Origin of the sequence: Corallococcus sp. AB030, assembly GCF_003668965.1 — a bacterium.
Lineage (GTDB): Bacteria > Myxococcota > Myxococcia > Myxococcales > Myxococcaceae > Corallococcus > Corallococcus exiguus.
The window spans coordinates 1-18,982 of record NZ_RAWQ01000056.1; the positions used below are offsets into that span (position 1 = coordinate 1).

Sequence of the window (18,982 nt, forward strand, 5' to 3'; positions counted from 1 at the left end):
GCCCGCCCCCGCGGCCCCCGTCGCCACCGAGGACTCGGGCCCGCTGACGCCGCTCCAGGAGAAGCTGGCCGCGCTGTTCCAGGATCTGCTGCACGTGGAGCGCGTGGGCGCGCACGATGACTTCTTCGCGCTCGGTGGGCATTCGCTGCTGGCCACCCAGCTCGTCACCCGAGTGAGCGCCCGGTTCGGCGTGGACCTGCCCGTGCGCGCGCTGTTCGACGCACCCACCGTGGCAAGGCTCGCGGAGCGCATCGAAGCGCTCCCCTCCCGATACCCCGCCGCCCCCATCCCCACGGTGTCCCGGGATGAAGCGCTGCCGCTGTCGTTCGCGCAGCAGCGCATGTGGTTCCTGGATCGGATGGAGCCCGGCCAGGCCCTCTACAACATCCCCCTGGCCCTGCGGCTCTCCGGCCCCCTGGACGTGGAGGTGCTGCGCCGCACGTTCGCGGAGATCGTCCGCCGACACGAACCGCTGCGCACCACGTTCGAGGAACGTGAAGGCCAGCCGCTCCAGCGCATCCACGCGCCGCCTTCGGACGGGTCCCTGCCGGTGGAGTCCCTCCCCGAAGGCGCCGAGCGCGACGCCACCCTGCGACAGCGCATGCAGGAGGACGCGACCCGGCCGTTCGATCTGGGCACCGGCCCGTTGCTGCGCACGAGGCTGTTCCGGCTGTCCCCGGACGAACACGTGCTGCTCTTGTGCATGCACCACATCGTCACGGATGGCTGGTCCATGGGCGTGCTCGTGCACGAGGTGGCCAGTCTCTACCCGGCGCTCGCGGCGGGACGTCCGTCGCCACTTCCGGCGCTGGAGGTGCAGGCCGCGGACTTCGCCGCATGGCAGCGCCAGCAGGACGATTCCGAGACGGCACAGGCCCGGCTGGACACGCTCAAGGAGTCCTTGAAGGACGTGCCCGTACTCACCCTGCCCGCCGAGCAGGGACAGCCCGGGACCCGGTCGACGCGTGGGGACAGCCATGTCTTCACGCTGCCCGCGTCCCTGGTGCATTCGCTGGAACAGGTGGGCCGCGACCGCGACGCCACGCTGTTCATGGTGCTGATGGCCGGGTACCAGGCCGTGCTGTCGCGCTACTCCGGCCAGGACGACTTCGCCGTGGGCACGCCGGTGGCCCACCGCACCCGGCCGGAACTGGAGCCCCTCATCGGCGTGTTCCTCAACACGCTGGTGCTGCGCGCCCAACTGGACGGAGCGCCGCGCTTCTCTGAACTCCTGGACCGCGTGCGCGAGTCCTCCCTGGCCGCGTACGCGCACCAGGACGTGCCCTACGAGCGGCTCGTGGAGGCCGTGGCCCAGGCGCGCGGCGGAGACCGCACCTCGCTGTTCCAGGTGATGTTCGTTCTCCAGAACGCGCCGCTGTCCACGCCGGCCCTGCCCGGCGTCCGAGTGGAGCGGCTGCACACCTCGACGGAGACCGCGCGCTTCGACCTCCTGCTCTCGCTCACCGCGAGCGACGGCGGCCTGGAGGGAACGCTCGAATACAGCCGGGACCTCTTCTCCGAGGACGCGGCGGCGCGGTTCGCCACCCACTTCCAGGTGCTGCTGGAGGCCGTGGCCCGCGATGCGGCGACACCCGTGCACCTGCTGCCGCTGATGGATGACGCGGAGCAGCGGCGGTTGCTGGTGGATTGGAATGCCACCGCACGCGACTACCCGCTGGAGGGCACGCTGCACGGGCTGGTGGAGGCGCAGGTGGCGCGCACGCCGGACGCCATCGCGGTGGACTTCGAGGGCGCGCGGCTGACGTACCGCGAGCTGGACGGCCGGGCCAATCAGCTCGCACATGCGCTGCGGGCGCGCGGCGTGGGACCGGAAGTGCGCGTGGGCATCTGCGCGGAGCGGTCGCTGGAGTTGGTGATCGCGCTGCTGGGTGTGCTCAAGGCGGGCGGCGCGTACGTGCCCATCGATCCGTCCTCGCCGGCGGACCGGCGGACGTACCAGGTGGAGGACTCGGCGGTCGCGGTGTTGCTGACGCAGCAGCACCTGCGGCCGGTGCTGTCGGTAGGCAGCACGCCGGTGCTCTGCCTGGACTCGGACTGGCCCCAGGTGGCGACCCTGTCGCCGGAGCCCGTGGAGTCGGGCGTGGGCGCCGAGCACCTGGCGTACGTCATCTACACGTCGGGCAGCACGGGGCGTCCGAAGGGCGCGATGAACACCCACGCGGGCATCCGCAACCGGCTGCTCTGGGGGCAGGACGCCTACGGGTTGGAGCCCCGCGACGTCGTGTTGCAGAAGACGCCCTTCAGCTTCGACGTCTCGGTCTGGGAGTTCTTCTGGCCGCTGATGACGGGCGCGCGGCTGGTGGTGGCGAAGCCGGGTGGGCACCAGGACGCCGCATACCTGGTGGACCTGATGGCTCGCGAAGGCATCACGACGGCGCACTTCGTGCCGTCCATGCTCCAGGTGTTCCTGGAGGAGCCGGGGCTGGAGCGCTGCACGGCGCTTCGCCGGGTCGTGTGCAGCGGAGAAGCGCTGCCGCTGGAGTTGAAGGACCGCTGCTTGGAGCGGCTGGGCGTCCCCCTCCACAACCTCTACGGCCCCACGGAGGCCGCGGTGGAAGTGACGGCCTGGACCTGCGAGCGCCATGACGGACGGCGCTCCGTGCCCATTGGCAGGCCGGTGGCGAACACGCGGATCCACGTCCTGGATGCATCGTCGCAGCCGGTGCCGGTGGGCATCGCGGGAGAGCTCCACATCGGCGGCGTGCAGGTGGGCCGGGGATACCTGGGCCGTCCCGCGCTGACGGCGGAGCGGTTCATCCCGGATCCGTTTGGCCCTCCGGGAGCGAGGCTCTATCGGACGGGAGACCGGGCCCGCGTCCTCGCCGACGGCACCATCGAGTACCTGGGCCGCCTGGACTTCCAGGTGAAGCTGCGCGGGTTCCGAATCGAGCCAGGCGAAGTGGAATCGGCGCTGCGCCAATGCGAAGGCGTGCGCGAAGCAGTGGTGGTGGTGCGCGAGGACGCGCCCGGCGACAAGCGTCTGGTGGCCTACGTGGTGGGCCAGGGCGTGAAGGCGGAAGCCCTGCGCGAGGCGCTGAAGGTGAAGCTGCCGGAGTACATGGTGCCCACGGCCTTCGTGGCACTGAACGCGCTGCCGCTGTCCCCCAACGGCAAGGTGGACCGCAAGGCCCTGCCTGTTCCGGACGCGCGTCCGGCAGCCCTGGCGCCGTCGAAGCCCCAGCGGATGACACCCTTCCAGCAGCGGATCGCGGACCTGTTCCGAGACGTGCTGCGGGTGCCGAAGGTGGGCGTGCACGATGACTTCTTCGCCCTGGGCGGACACTCGCTGCTGGCCACGAGGCTGCTGTCCCGCGTGCGCTCCACGTTCCAGGTGGAGCTGCCCCTGCGAGGCCTCTTCGACGGAGCCACCGTCGCCGAGGTCACCGAACAGGTGGAGGCCCAGCTCCTCTCGCGCGCCGGCCTCCCGCGCGTGCCCGCGATCCGCAAGGTGCCTCGCGACGGCGAACGGGTCCTGTCCTTCGCGCAGCAGCGGCTGTGGGTGATGGAACAGCTCCAACCCGGTGCCACGCCCTACGTCCTGCTGGGCGCCGTGCGGCTGGACGGCGCACTGGACGTGGAGGCCCTGCGCCTCGCGCTGGAGCTCCTCGTCGATCGCCACGAAGCACTGCGCACCACGCTCGCGCTGAAGGGCCGCGACCCCGTCCAGACCCTCCAGCCGACACCGGTCTGGGCGCTGCCCGTGACGGACCTGGGCGACCTGCCGGACCGCGAATCGGTGGTCCAGCAAGTGGCGCGCGAGGAGGCGGGCCGGCCCTTCGACCTGGGCACCGGGCCGCTGCTGCGCACGCGCCTGCTGCGGCTGACGTCCACGCAGCACGTGCTGCTCCTGGGCATGCACCACGTCGTCGCCGACGGCTGGTCCCTGAGCGTGATGGTGCGAGAGGTGGCCACGGCCTACACGGCCTTCGCTTCCGGTTCGGCCCCGGTGCTGCCGGAGCTGCCCGTGCAGTACGCCGACTTCGCCGCGTGGCAGCGCGGTTGGCTCCAGGGCGACGTGCTCGCGGACGAAGTGGCGTGGTGGAAGGAGCAGCTCGCGGGTGCGCCCCGGGTCCTGGAGTTGCCCACGGACAAGCCTCGGCCCACGACGCGTTCACCTCACGGCGCGCTGATGCCCGTGCACGTGCCTCGCGGCCTGACGGACCGGTTCGCGGGGCTCGCCCGGCGCGAAGGCGCCACGCCGTTCATGGCGCTGCTGGCCGCGTGGCAGGTGCTGCTGTCCCGCTACAGCCGGCAGGAGGATCTGCTCGTCGGCGCCCCCATCGCGGGCCGCACCCACGGCGATGTGGAAGGACTGGTCGGCTTCTTCGTCAACACGCTGGTGCTGCGTGCACGCGTCCGTCCGGAGACGTCCTTCCGAGCGTTGCTGGAACAGGTGCGGGACACGACGCTCGCGGCCTACGAGCACCAGGACCTCCCGTTCGAGAAGCTGGTGGAGGAACTCCAGGTGCCTCGCGACCTGGGCCGCACGCCGCTGGTGCAGGCGGTCTTCGCGCTCCAGAACGCTCCGGCCGAGGCGTTCAATGCGCCAGGGCTGAGGATGGAGCCACTGGAGGTGGACGCGGGCACGGCGCACTTCGACCTGAGCCTGCTGCTCACGGAGACGCCGGATGGACTGCGCGGCTCCATCGAGTACAGCACCGACCTCTTCGAACGCGACACCGTGGCCCGGCTCGCCGGGCATCTGCTCGTGCTGCTGGAGGCCGCGGTCGCCGGGCCGGACGTGCCCCTCTCACGGCTGCCGTGGCTCACGCCGGAGGAGCGCCAGCAGGTGCTCGTCGCGTGGAACGACACCGCCCTGCCCTATCCCTCCGACAGCACGCTCGCGGAGCGCTTCGCGCTGCAGGCCTCGCTGCGCCCGGACGCCGTCGCGGTGGAGGACGGGGATGAACGGCTGACGTACGCGCAGCTGGATGCGCGGGCCAATCAGCTCGCGCATGTCCTACGGGCCCATGGCGTGGGACCGGACGTGCTGGTGGCGCTGTGCCTGGAGCGCTCCGTGGGCTTCGTCGTCACGGTGCTCGGCATCGTGAAGGCTGGCGGCGCGTACGTGCCGCTGGATGCGTCGTATCCCGCGCAGCGGCTGAGCTTCATGCTGGAGGATGCCCGGCCGCACCTGCTCGTCACCACGCGCGAGCTGCGCGGCCGGCTGCACCTGCCCGACGCGTCCCTGCCGTGCCTGTTCCTGGAGGAGCTGGAGCTGGCCGACCAGCCTGTCACAGCGCCGGAGACCGGCGTGGGGCCGCGCAACCTGGCCTACGTCATCTTCACCTCCGGCAGCGGCGGACGGCCCAAGGGCGTGGGCGTCGAGCATCGCGGCCTGCTGCGAGTGCTGCACGCGGCGCCGTACCTGCACTACGGGATGCGCGACACGGTGCTGCTCTTCGCGCCCGTGTCCTTCGATGGCTCCGTGCTGGAGCTGTGGATGCCGCTGGTGCATGGAAACCGGCTCGTCGTCTTCCCGGGCCACGTGCCCGCGGGCGACATGGACACGCTGGCCCGGGTGGTGGAGCGCCACGGCGTCACCTTCATCCACATGCCCTCCGGTCTCTTCTCGCAGTTGGTGGAGCACCGGCCGGACATCCTCGGGCGGCTGCGCGAGCTGCACACGGGTGGAGACATCGTCTCCGCGCCGCACGTGCGCCGCGCGGTGGAGTCGCTGGGCATCCCCTTCACCAACGGCTACGGGCCCTCCGAGGGCTCCATTGTCGCCACCGCCTTCACGGTGGAGCGGCTGGAACAGGTCGGCACGACGGTGTCGATTGGCGCACCGCTCGCCAACACGTCCGTGTACGTGCTGGACGCGAGCCTGAGCCCGGTGCCCGTGGGTGTGCCGGGCGAACTGTTCCTCGGCGGTGACGGCGTGGGCCGGGGCTACGTGTCGCGGCCGGACCTCACGGCGGAGCGCTTCGTGCCGGATGCCTACGGCACGACGCCGGGCGCACGGCTGTACCGCACGGGGGACATGGGCCGCTGGCGTCCGGACGGCACGCTGGAGTTCCTGGGCCGCATCGACACGCAGGTGAAGGTGCGCGGCTTCCGCATCGAGTTGGCGGAGGTGGAGGCCGCCCTGCGCGACCTGCCCGCGGTGCAGGACGCCGCGGTGGTGGTGCGCGAGGACGTGCACGGGGACAAGCGGCTCGTGGCCTACGCGATGCCTGGCCCGGGGCAGGTGCTGGACGCGTCCGCGCTGCGAGCGGCGCTGCGGCAGCGGCTGCCGGAGTACATGGTGCCGTCGGAGTTCGTGATGCTGGACACCCTGCCCCTGAACCCCAGCGGCAAGGTGGACCGCAAGGCGCTGCCCGCACCGGACGCCGCGTCCACCGGACGTCAGGGTCGCTTCGTGGAGCCCACGCACCCACTGGAGCAGCGCCTGGCGCCCGTCTTCGCGCGCGAGCTGAGCACGGACCGCGTGAGCGCACAGGACCACTTCTTCGAGGACCTGGGCGCCACGTCGCTGACCGTGGTGCGGCTGGCCGCGCGCCTGCGCGAGGAACTCCAGCGCGAGGTGCCCGTGGTGTGGCTGTTCGAACACCCCACGCTCGAAGCGTTCGTCCAGCGGCTGGAGCGTGAGTCCCAGCAGGGCCCGGGCACCGTACAGCCCGTGTCCCAGGCTCTCGGTCACCGTCCGCGCGAGGCACCGAAGGCCGGCGAGTCCGGCTCCATCGCCATCATCGGCATGGCGGGCCGCTTCCCTGGCGCGATGACGGTGGCGGAGTTCTGGAGCAACCTGCGCGGAGGCGTGGAGTCCATCACGCGCTTCGCCCCGGAGGAACTGGAGCACCTGTCCGTCCTGCCGGAGGGCCTGGAGCTGTGGCACCAGCCGGCCTTCGTCCCAGCCGCGGGCGTCATCGACGGCGCGGACCGGTTCGACCACGCGTTCTTCGACATGTCGATGCGCGAGGCGCAGTTCACGGATCCGCAGCAGCGGCTCTTCCTCCAGACGGCATGGGCCGCGCTGGAGGACGCGGGCATCGACCCGGAGCGCTTCCCCGGGGCCATCTCGCTGTACGCGGGGGCCACGGGCTCCGGGTACACGGACGCCGTGCGGCAGGCGATGCCGCTGGACGCGGCGTCGTTCATGGAGCTGCACGGCACCGCCACGCACGAGAGCCTGGCGACGAAGGCGTCCTTCAAGCTGGGGCTCACGGGCGAAAGCGTGCTGCTGTACACCGCGTGCTCCACGGGCCTGGTGGCGGTGCACCTGGCCGCCCAGAGCCTGAGGACGGGCCAGTCCGACGTGGCGCTCGCGGGCGCGATGCGGCTGTCGCTGCCGCAGCGCACGGGCTACGTGCACGAGGAGGGGCTCATCTTCTCCCCGGACGGCCACTGCCGCGCGTTCGACGCGAAGGCGGGGGGCACGCTGTCCGGCAACGGCGTGGGCTCGGTGGTGCTCAAGCGCCTGGAGGACGCGGTGCGGGATGGGGACTCCATCTACGCCGTCATCCGGGGCTCGGCGCTGAACAACGACGGCCGGAACAAGTCCGGCTTCACCGCGCCCAGCGTGCAGGGCCAGGCGGCGGTCGTGTCCCAGGCGCTGGCCAACGCGGGCGTGGCACCGGAGGCCGTGGGTTACGTGGAGACCCACGGCACCGCGACACCGCTGGGGGATCCGATTGAAGTGGCGGCGCTGACTCGCGCGTACGGCCTGGGCGCGGAGCACCGGGGGAGCATCGCGCTGGCGTCGCTGAAGACGAACGTGGGCCACCTGGACACGGTCGCGGGCCTCGCGGGCCTGATGAAGGCCGCGCTGTCTCTGCACCACGGGGAGATTCCCCCCAGCCTCCACTTCGAGAAGGCCAACCCGCAGATCGACTTCGACGCGGGACCGTTCTTCGTCAACACCACCCTGCGGCAGTGGCCTCGCGGTGAGACACCCCGCTTCGCCGCGGTCAGTTCCTTTGGCATTGGCGGCACGAACGCGCACGCGGTCCTCGAGGAAGCCCCCCTGCGGCGGAGTGGTCCCACCTCGCGGTCCCATCAGCTGGTCCTACTGTCCGCGCGCTCGCTGGAGGCGTTGCAGGCCGCGGCACAGCAGCTGGATGTGCACGTGGCGGAGGGCGTGGAGGCGCAGGCGTTGGCGGACCTGGCGTTCACGCACGCCGTGGGCCGCAAGGCGTTCGAATACCGTCACGCGCTGGTGGTGAGGGACGCGGCGGACCTGGTGCGCCAGCTGCGCAAGCCGGTGGTCGCGGTGAAGACCGAGAAGCGCGCGCCTCGCGTGGCGTTCGTGTTCTCCGGCCAGGGAGCGCAGCGGGTCGCGATGGGGCGCGAGCTGGCGGAGACGTCGCCCCGGTTCCGAGAGCACCTGGACGCTTGCCTCGCGTTGTTGGAGGCGCCGCTGCGAGAGCGCGTGTCGCGGCTGCTGTCGCCCGAGGCCAGTGCTGAGGCGGAGTCCACGGAGGCCCTGGCGGACACGCGCGTGGCGCTGCCCGCGCTGTTCAGTGTGCAGGTGTCACTGGCGCGGCTGTGGCAGGACCTGGGCGTGAAGCCGTACGCGGTGCTGGGGCACAGCTTCGGCGAGTACGCGGCGGCGTGTGTCGCGGGGGCGTTGTCGCTGGAAGACGCGATGCGCCTCGCGGTGGCGCGCGGTGAGCTGATGCACCGCATGCCACCGGGCGCGATGCTCGCGGTGGCGCTGCCCGCGGCTCGGGTCCAGCCGCTGCTGTCGGGCCGGCTGGAGTTGGCGGCGGTGAACACGCCGGACCGCTGCGTGGTGTCCGGTCCGGTGGAGGAAGTGGAGCGCCTGGAGGCCGAGCTCAAGGCCCAGAAGGTCGGAGCGGTGCGCATGCCGGCGCCGCACGCGTTCCACTCGGTGGACGTGGAGCCGTTGATGCCGGAGCTGGCGCACGTGGTGGGCACGCTGCGCTGGACAGAGCCGACGGTGCGGTATGTGTCCAGCCTCACGGGGACGGTGGCTCAGCCCGGGCAGCTGGCGGATCCGCGCTACTGGACCGAGCAGATGCGCAAGCCCGTGCACTTCACCCGCGCGGTGGAGACGCTGCAGGAGGAAGGCTGCGCGGTGATGTTGGAGGTGGGCCCCGGTCAGGACGTGACGCCGCTGGTGCGCGCGAACCTGATGGCGGTGGAGGACGGCGCGCCTCGAGTCCGAGGCCTGCCGTCGCTGCGTCTGGGTGGCACGACAACGGAGCAGATGAGCTGGCTCCAGGCCGTGGGCGAGCTGTGGACCGCGGGCGTGCCCGTGGCCTGGAGCGCGTTCTACTCGCACGAGCAGCGCCTGCGGCTGCACCTGCCCACGTACGTCTTCCAGGAGAAGACCGTCTGGGTGGAGCAGAAGGCGCAAGGCCGCATCACGGTGGCGGCGCCGTCTCCGGTGGTGATGTCCACACAGGCCGTGGAGGCCGTTGCCCTCTCCGCTTCGAGCACGAGTCCGGCCCCTGTCGAGGCTGCCCCCCTGCCCTCGCAGCCCGCGCGCGACGATGCCCCTCGTGGCGATGTGGAGGAACGCGTGGCCGCGCTGTGGCGCGCGCGACTGGGCCTGGAGTTCGTCGGCCGCCACGACGACTTCCTGGAGATTGGCGGCAACTCGCTGACGGCCGCGCAGCTGCTCAACCAGGTGCGTGACGCGTTCGGCGTGAACCTGCCGCTCGCCGCCCTCTTCGAAGCGCCCACTGTCGCGGGCATCGCGGAGCGTCTGGTGCCCCTGCTGCGTCAGTCGCCGCAGGCCCCCGTCTCCGTGGAGCTTCCGCTCGTGCCGCTCGCGCGCACCGGCGAGCTGCCGCTGTCCTTCGTGCAGGAGCGCGTCTGGCGCCTGGAGCAGCACCTGCCCGGTCAGTCCGCGTACAACATCCCGTTCGTCCTGCGGCTCGAAGGCGACCTGAACGCGGACGTGATGGAGCGCGGCATCCAGGAGATCGTCCAGCGCCACGAAGCGCTGCGCACGACCTACGACGCCGTGGACGGCCGCCCCGTGCAGCGCTTCCACGCGCACATGCGAGTCCCGCTCACCCGCGTGGAGCTGCGAGGCCCCGCGGAGACCCGTGAACCCGAGGCCCTCCGGCTCGCCCGTGAGGACGCCGCGAAGCCGTACGACCTGGTCCACGGCCCCGTGCTGCGCACCACGCTCGTGCGAGTGGACACGCGGCTGCACCTGCTCCTGTGCGGCATCCACCACATCGTCAGCGACACGCTGTCCATCGCCCTCTTCGTCCAGGAGCTGGGCCAGCTCTACGACGCCTTCCTCCAGGGGCGTCCGTCTCCCCTGCCCCCGCTGCCCGTTCAGTACGCGGACTTCGGCGCGTGGCAGCGCAACAGCATCGCGGGCGGCCGGCTGCCCGAACAGGACCAGGGCTGGCGGCAGCGGCTGGCTGGCATGCCGCGCAAGCTGGACCTGCCCACCGACCGCCCGCGCCCCACCGAGAGCCCGCTCACCTCCGAGCGCATGACGGTCGAGTTCCCGCCCGCGCTCGCCCGCGAGTTGGTGGCCTTCGCACGCCGTGAGGGCTTCACCGGCTACATGACGGTGCTCGCCGCGTGGCAGACGCTGCTGCACCGCTACAGCGGCCAGACGGACGTCATCGTCGGAACGCCCATCGCCAACCGCACGAGGCCGGAGCTGCTACCGCTCATCGGCTACGTGGCGCACTCGGCGGCGTTCCGGACGCGCTTCACCGAAGGCCTCACGTTCCGCGAGCTGCTGACCCAGGTGCGTGACGAGGTCGCCGACGCACAGACGCGTCCGGACGTGCCCTTCGAGTACCTGGTGGAAGCCCTCATCCCGGGCCATGACATCGGCCGAGGAAGGCTGACGGACTCCGTGTTCGTCTACCACACGGGTGCGGCCGCGGGCGCCGGGACGCTGAACCTGACGGGCCTGCGCGGCTCGCTGGTGGAGGTGCCCGGCACGCCCGTGCAATGGGGCGCCACCCTGGCGGACCTCACGCTCCTGCTCTCCGAAGCGCCCGGCCGCGTCCACGGCGTCCTGGAGTACGCGACGGAGCTGTTCGACGCCGCCACCGTGGAGCGGCTGATGGAGCACTTCCAGGTGTTGCTCGGAGCGGCGCTCGCCCGGCCTGAGACGCCTGTCGCCCAGCTGCCCCTGACCACGGAGGCCGAGCGCCGCGCCTGGCCCGCGCCCCGTGCTTCACCGGGCATCACCTCCGTGCCGGCCCTCCTGGCGGAGCGGCGTGCACGCCACGCGAACGCCACCGCCGTCTCGCGTGGGGATGCGCACTGGACCTGGGCCGAACTGGGCGCCCAGGCGGATGCCCTGGCCGAGCGGCTGAAGGCCCTGGGCGTGACGGCAGGGACTCCGGTGGCCGTGTGCCTGCGCTCATCGCCGGAGAAGCTGGCCGCGCTGTGGGGCGTGCTGGCCGCGGGTGGCGCGGGCATCGCGCTGGGCCCGGCTGACCTGACGCAGTTGCCCGTCTACGCGCCAGAAGGCACCCGCGTGCCGGTGCTCGTCACCACGCGAGCGCTGGTGGCCTCCGTGCGAGTGGAGGCATCGCGCGTCGTCTACGTGGAGGACGTGGACGCATCGGGTGCTCCCCTCCGCGCAGGAGAGGCCGCGCACACCCTGGCGTGGCTGCTGCCCACGGGCGCCGGACAGCCAGCCTGGGCGCTGGGCCACCGCGAGCTGTCGGAGTTCTTCACCGGCCTGGACGCGCGGCTGTCTCCACCGGACGGCGGCGCGTGGCTGTCCGCGAGCGAGGCGTCCGCGGACCGTCCGGAGCTGGAGGCTCTATGGGCGCTCACGCGAGGCCTGCGCGTGGTGTACCCACCGGAGCGCATCACCGCGCGGCTGGTGAGTCTGGGAGGCGGCGGGCCTCGCGCGAAGGCGATGGACCTGAGCCTCATCTACTTCGCCAACGACGAGGACGCGCTCCAGGGTCCCAAGTACGAACTCCTGATGGAGGGAGCGAAGTTCGCGGACGCGAACGGCTTCTCCGCGGTGTGGACGCCGGAGCGGCACTTCCATTCGTTCGGAGGCTTGTACCCGCAGCCCGCGGTGATCTCCGCCGCGGTCGCGGCCGTCACGAAGCACCTGCACGTGCGCTCCGGCAGCGTGGTGCTGCCGCTGCATGATCCGCTCATCATCGCGGAGCAGTGGTCCGTGGTGGACAACGTGTCACAGGGCCGAGTGGGTCTCTCCGTGGCCACGGGCTGGCACACGCAGGACTTCACCTTCGCGCCAGCCAACTTCGAGAAGCGCCGCGACATCCTGCTGGAGAAGCTGTCCACGCTGCGCTCGCTGTGGCGCGGCGAGCGCTTCAAGCGCCCCGGCGGCGCGGGCACCCTGGTGGAGGGAGCGCTGCGGCCGAAGCCCGTGCAGAAGGAGCTGCCTGTGTGGCTCACCGCCACGTCCAACCCGGAGACCTTCCGCATGGCGGGCGAGCTGGGCGCGGGCGTGCTCACGGGCCTGCTGTCGCACTCGCTGGAGGAGCTGAAGCCGAAGGTGGCGTTGTACCGCGAGGCATGGCGCCGCAACGGCCACCCCGGCCGAGGCCACATCACCTGCATGCTGCACACGTACCTGGGCGACGACGACCAGGAGGTGTTGCGCCTCGTGCGCAAGCCGCTGCTCGCGTACTTCCGCAGCTCGGTGGACATCGTCACGTCGCTGCTGCTCACCCAGGGCTACCAGGGCGACATCCAGAAGCTGTCCCCGGAGGACATCGACGCGCTGCTGGAGCACACCTTCGAGAACCACGCCAAGACGACGGGCCTCGTGGGAACGGTGGACGGCGCGGTGAAGCGTCTGCGCGACGTGCGCGCGGCGGACGTGGATGAAGTGGCGGCGCTCATCGACTTCGGCCTGGACACCCCGGTGGTGCTGGACGGTCTGCGTCGCCTGGCCGTGGTGCGCGAGCGCATGGCCGCCGAGGCCACCGCCCGCCAGGAGCAGGTGCTGGTGGAGGCCGAGGCGGGCGTGGAAGGACTGCTGGAGCTGGCGCGCCAGTCCGGCGCGGTGCTGGTGCATACGTCGGCCCGGCTCGCGCGTTCACTCAGCGAACTGCCCGGAGCGCGCGAGTCCCTGGCTCATGTTGGCGCGCTGGTGTTGGAAGGCGCTTCGGCGGAGTTGGGCGCGGCGCTGCACAGGGCCGCGGGCGTGGAGGTGTGGCTGTCGGGTGACGCCCAGGAAGGCGCGCTGTTGCCGCGCACGCTGGGAGAACGCATCCCCGCGAACCTCCAGGCGTGGGTGTTGGACGCGGCCGGTCAGCCCGTGCCCGTGGGCGTGGTGGGCGAACTGGCCCTCGCGGGCGCGGGGCTTCCCACGGCGCTGTGGCGCGCGGGCGACGAGGACCGCCGCCTGGTGCCGCACCCCCGTGAGGCCTCGGCGAGGCTGTACCGCACTGGCCGCCATGCCCGGTTGCGCGCGGATGGCCGCGTGGAGCCCGTGGCGTCACCGTCCCACCTCCCCCCTCCGCCCGTGGCGCGTCCCGCCGTCGTGGAAGCTCCGCGTCCCGCCGCGCGCCCGGCCGCCCCGGTCGTGAACGAGGGCCCGCCGCCCATTCCGCGCGTAGGCCGCGACCGGCCGTTGCCGCTGTCCTTCGCGCAGCATCGCCTCTGGTACCTCCAGCAGATGGCGCCCGGCAGCGGCGCGTACAACAACCCGTCGCTCTTCCGCCTCGTTGGGGAGCTGGACGTGGACGCGCTCCAGGACACACTGGACGCGCTGGTGGCGCGGCATGAAGTGCTGCGGACCACGTACGCGCTGGAGGGCGACCGCGCGGTGCAGAACATCCACCCGCCGCGCGGCCTGCCGCTCCCGCGCCGCGACGTGGAGGGTGACACGCCCGAAGCCCGCGAAGCGGAGATGCAGCGCTTCTGCAGGGCCTACGCGCTGTTGCCCTTCAACCTGGATCAGGCCGTGCTGCGCGCGACGCTGCTGCGCCTGGAGCCCCAGGTGCACGTGCTGGCGATCGTCTTCCACCACGCCGTGTCCGACGCGTGGTGCAACATGGTCGTCGCGCACGAGCTGACGGCGAACTACGCCGCGTTCCACGCGGGCCAGCCGTCGCCCCTGACGGAGCTGCCGGTGCAGTACGCGGACTACGCCGTGTGGCAGCGCGCCTGGCTGGAAGGCGGCGTGATGGAGGCGCAGCTCGCCTGGTGGAAGCAGCAGCTGGCCGGGGCGCCCGCGTTGGAGCTGCCCACGGACCGGCCGCGTCCCGTCGTCCAGTCCTTCGAGGGCGCGCGGCACCGCTTCGCGTTCCCTGCCGAAGTGTCCGCGCCGCTGCTGGCGCTGGGCCGCAAGCACGGCGCCACGTCGTTCATGGTGCTGATGGCGCTCTTTCAGACGGTGCTGTCGCGCTACTCGGGCCAGGACGACTTCGTGGTGGGCACGCCCATCGCGGGCCGCACGCGCCCGGAGGTCGAGTGGCTGATGGGGTGCTTCATCAACACCCTGCCCTTCCGCTCGAAGCTGTCCGGCCAGCCGTCCTTCGTGGAGCTGCTGGGCCGCGTGCGCACCCAGGCCCTGGAGGCCTACGCGCGCCAGGATGCTCCGTTCGAGCGCGTCCTGGAGACACTCGAACTCCCTCGCGACCTGAGCCGCACGCCGGTCTTCCAGGCCGTCCTCAACGTGATCAACACGCCGGAGGCCCGGGGTCAGCTGCCGTCGCTGGCACTGAGCCAGGTGGAGGTCCCCAACGACACGGCCAAGTTCGACCTGTCCCTGGAGGTGCTGGAGAGCCGCACGGGCATTGCCTGCCACCTGGAGTACGCCACCGCCCTCTTCGACGCAGCCACCATCGAGCGCATGGCGGAGCACCTGGTGGTGCTCGCGAGGGAGATCATCGCCGCGCCAGAGGCTCCGCTCGCGACGCTGACACTGCTCACGCCGGCCGCCCGCGAGCAGGTGCTGCGCGGCTGGAACGACACGCGCGTGGACTTCCCCGCTGGGGCCACGCTGCACCACCTCTTCGAGTCCCAGGCCGAACGCACGCCGGAGACCATCGCGCTCCAGTTCGAGGACCAGCGCCTCACGTACGCGCAGCTCGAAGCCCGGGCCAACCAGCTCGCGCATCACCTGCGTGCGCACGGCGTCGGCCCGGAGACGTTGGTGGGCGTCTGCATGGAGCGCTCGCTGGAGATGGTCGTCGCCCTGCTGGGCGTCCTGAAGGCCGGAGCCGCCTACGTGCCGCTGGATCCGGCCACGCCCGCGGAACGGCTCGCCGGGATGTTGGAGGACACCGCCGCTCCAGTGATCCTGGTGCAAGAGCGCTTCCGCGCCGCACTGCCTCCGAATGCCGCGCACGTCATCGCGTTGGATGCGCAGGCGGACCTGCTCGCGAGTGAGTCCACGGCGCGTCCCGTGCCGCTGGCTGGGGATGACTCCCTGGCGTACGTCATCTTCACGTCTGGCAGCACGGGCCGTCCCAAGGGTGCGATGAACGCGCACGCGGGCATCGTCAATCGCCTGCGCTGGATGCAGGGGCGCTACGGCCTGACGCCGTCGGACACGGTGCTGCAGAAGACGCCGTTCAGCTTCGACGTATCCGTCTGGGAGTGCTTCTGGCCCCTGATGACGGGCGCGCGTCTGGTGCTCGCACGGCCCGGCGGTCACCAGGAGCCTGACTACCTCGTGGCACTGATGGCGCGCGAGGGCGTGACGACCACGCACTTCGTACCCTCCATGCTGCGAGCCTTCGTGGAGGAGCCCGGCCTGGAGTCCCTGCCGCGTCTGCGCCAGCTGATGTGCAGCGGCGAAGCCCTACCCTCGGACCTGGTGCTCCGTGCCCAGGCGCGACTGCCGCACACCACGCTGCACAACCTCTACGGCCCCACCGAGGCCGCCGTGGACGTGACGTCCTGGGAGTGCCCGCGCGACGAAGCCCTGCGAGTCGTGCCCATCGGCCGGCCCGTGGCGAACACGCGCATGCATGTCCTGGATGCATCGTTGCAGCCGGTGCCAGTGGGCATCCCGGGCGAGCTGTTCATCGGAGGCATGCAGGTGGGCCGGGGCTACTGGCGCCGCCCTACCCTCACCGCTGAGCGCTTCATCCCCGACGCCTTCAGCGACACGCCCGGCGCGCGCCTGTACCGCACGGGCGACATCGCCCGGTGGCGCACCGACGGCACGCTGGAGTACCTGGGCCGCGCGGACTTCCAGGTGAAGCTGCGCGGCTTCCGCATCGAGCTGGGCGACATCGAAGCCGCGTTGCTCACCCACCCGGAGGTCCGGGAGGCCGTGGCCGTGGTGCGCGAGGACGCGCCCGGTGCGCGACGTCTGGTCGCCTATGTCGTCTCGGGCGCGGACCTGGATCTGGCCTCGCTGCGGACCCTCCTGTCGCGGCGGCTGCCCGAGTACATGGTGCCCGCGATCTTCATCCCGTTGCCGGCGCTGCCGTTGACGTCCAGCGGCAAGGTGGATCGCAAGGCCCTGCCCACGCCGGAAGTCCAGCGCGCCGCGACGCGCGAGTACATCGCGCCCCGCACGGAGATGGAACGGACGCTCGCGGAGGTCCTTGCGCAGGTACTGCGCGTCGAACGCGTGGGGCTCGATGACAACTTCTTCGAGCTGGGCGGCGACTCCATCATCAGCCTCCAGGCCGTCGCGAGGGCCCGGCAGGCCGGCATCCAGCTGTTCGTCCGCGACCTGTTCCAACACCCGACGCTGGCGGCCCTGGCCTCCGTGGCTCGCGCCAGCGGGATCCGCCTCGCGGAACAGGGACCGGTGGTGGGCGAGGTGCCGCTCACGCCCATCCAGCGCCAGCTGCTGGAGCGCGAACCCACGCATGCCCAGCAGGTGCTGCTGCTTCAGGCGCGCCAGCCGTTGAAGGCGGCGTGGGTGGAAGAAGCGCTCCGTGCATTGGTGGTCCACCACGACGCCCTGCGCATGCGCTTCATGCGTGAGGACGGCGGCGCCTGGCGCCAGCAGGACGCCGCGCCCGCTGAGGCCCAGGTTTCCCTGCTCCAGTTCGACCTGTCCGAACTGCCCGCGGAGATGCGCGCTGCGCGGCTGGAGGAGGAGGCCGAGCGCCTCCAGGCTTCGTTCGACCTGTCCCGTCCGCCCCTGCTGCGCGCCGCCCTCTTCCACTTCGGCGACGGACAAGAGCAGCGCCTGCTGCTGATCTTCCACCACCTGGTGGTGGACGCCGTGTCCCTGCGGGTGCTCGTCGAGGACCTGGAGACCACCTACCTGCGGCTGCGCGCGGGCCAGTCTCCCGCGCTTCCCACGAAGACGACCTCGTTCCTGGCCTGGGCCCGCAGGATGGAAGTCCACGCCCTGTCCGACGCACTGCATGCGCAGACGCCCCTCTGGCTCGACGAGGCCCGGCGGGACGTAGCGCTGTTGCCCACCGACGGCTCCGGGCCCGGCACCGCGGACTCGCACCGCACTGTGTCCGTGCGGCTGGACGCGGAGGAGACCCGGCTGTTGCTCCAGGAGACGCCGGCGGCCTGGCGGGTGCGGATCAACGAGATCCTGTTGACGGCCCTGGCGCTGGCCCTGCGCGAGTGGACGGGCCAGTCGCGCCTGCTCATCGACCTGGAGGGCCACGGTCGTGAGGAACTCTTCGCGGATGCGGACGTGTCCCGCACCGTGGGGTGTTTCACGTCACTGACGCCGGCCCTGCTCCAGTTGCCGGAGGGAGGCTCGGCCGGGGACTGCCTGCGCGCGGTGCGCGATTCGCTGTCCACAGGGTCCGACCGAGGCATCGGCCAGGGCCTGCTGCGGTTCATGGGGCCCGAGGAGCTCCGCCAGCGGCTCGCGGCCCTGCCGTCCGCGCAGGTGGTCTTCAACGAGTTGAGGCAACTGGACGGTTCCACCAGCACCCTCTTCGCGCCGGGCACTGATCCCACCGGCCTGACCCATCGCGCGCACGCGCTGTCCATCGACGGCTTCGTCGTGAACGGACAGTTGCGGATGGACTTCGGCTTCAGCCATGAGTGGCATCACGCCGCCACCATCGAAGCCCTGGCCCAAGGCTTCACGCGCGCGCTGCGCGAGCTCATCGCCCGACGCCACTCGGAGGACGCGAGCAGGAGGACGCCGATCGACTTCCCCCTTGCGCGCCTGGCCCAGGCCTCACTGGACGCGGTGCTCGCGGCGCAGGGTCCCACGGTAGAGGACCTGTTCCCGCTCTCCGCGCTCCAGGAGGGCATGCTCTTCCACGCGCTGAATGATCCGGAGTCGGGCTTCTACTTCGAGCAGGCCGCGTGGTCGGTCCACTCGGACGTGGACCTCGCGCTGTTCCAGCGGACGTGGCAGACGGCGGTGGACCGCAACCCCATCTTGCGCACGGCCTTCGTGTGGAAGGACCTGGAGACGCCGCTGCAGGCGGTGCATTCGCGTGCGGCGATGCCGTTCGAAGCGCATGACTGGCGCCACCTGCCGGAGCCGGAGCAGCAGGCGGGGCTGGAGCGGCTGCTCGCGGAGGATCGCGCGCGCGGCTTCGACGTGTCGCGCGCGCCCCTGTCGCGCATGGCGGCGGTGCGGCTGGGAGACGCGCGGTGGCGCTTCGTCTGGAGCCACCACCACCTGCTCTTCGACGGATGGAGTCTGGGCCTGTTCTTCCAGGAGGTCTTCGCCATCTACGACGCGCTGACCGCCGAGACGCCACTGCCCGCCGCCGGGCGTCCGCCGTTCCGGGACTACATCGCGTGGCTGGGCCAGCGCGACGTTGCCGAGGACGAACGCTTCTGGCGCAGCCAGTTGAGAGGCCTGTCGTCGCCCACGCCCCTGCCGGCCGCGCGCCCTCCGTCCGCGATCCCGTCCGGCACGGTGAATCAGCCCAACCGGGTGCTGACCCTGCCGGAGGCACGCACCGCGGCGCTGGAAGCCTTCGCACGGCAACACCGGCTCACGGTCAACACGTTGACGCAGGCGGCGTGGGCCCTGGTGCTGGCGCGCCACGCGGACACGCGCGATGTCCTCTTCGGCACCACGTTCGCAGGCCGGCCGCCGGAGCTTGTGGGCTCGGAGGCCATGTTAGGCCTGCTCATCAGCACGCTGCCAGTCCGCGTCGCGCTCCCCGAC

1 protein-coding gene (cut by a window edge) is annotated in these 18,982 nt (G+C 71.6%); it reads left to right on the forward strand.

The genetic code is table 11. The annotated features are described in order from the left end of the window. Positions 1–18,982, forward strand: part of the annotated coding region (locus tag D7Y15_RS15770; RefSeq protein ID WP_121753102.1) for a non-ribosomal peptide synthase/polyketide synthase (this coding region is incomplete at its 5' end). Its footprint extends 12,525 nt past the window's final position; 18,982 of its 31,507 annotated nt are in view.